Origin of the sequence: Tetzosporium hominis (genome assembly GCF_002265435.1) — a bacterium.
Classification (GTDB): Bacteria; Bacillota; Bacilli; order Bacillales_A; family Planococcaceae; genus Chryseomicrobium; species Chryseomicrobium hominis.
On record NZ_NOKQ01000060.1, the window covers coordinates 1 to 243 of the forward strand.

At 45.7% G+C, this 243-nt stretch carries 1 protein-coding gene; it reads left to right on the forward strand.

Annotation, left to right across the window (positions count from 1 at the left end; translation table 11 throughout):
- A partial coding sequence (locus tag CF394_RS00195) for an NUDIX domain-containing protein (RefSeq protein ID WP_133079768.1) occupies window positions 1–243 on the forward strand: 243 nt, incomplete at both ends.

Sequence of the window (243 nt, forward strand, 5' to 3'; positions counted from 1 at the left end):
ACAAATCAAACATTCCATACCCTAATACCTGGGAATTGCCAGGTGGCGGGCGAGAAGGCGATGAAAGTCCTTTTGAGTGCGCAGCGCGTGAAGTTTACGAAGAACTGGGAATTCATCTGACTGAAGATTGTCTGCTTTGGGCGAAGGTTTACCCAAGTATGCTTTTTGCGGATAAGAAATCCGTATTTCTAGTTGGCAAGTTGGCTCAGGAACAGTTTGACCAGATTGTCTTTGGAGATGAAG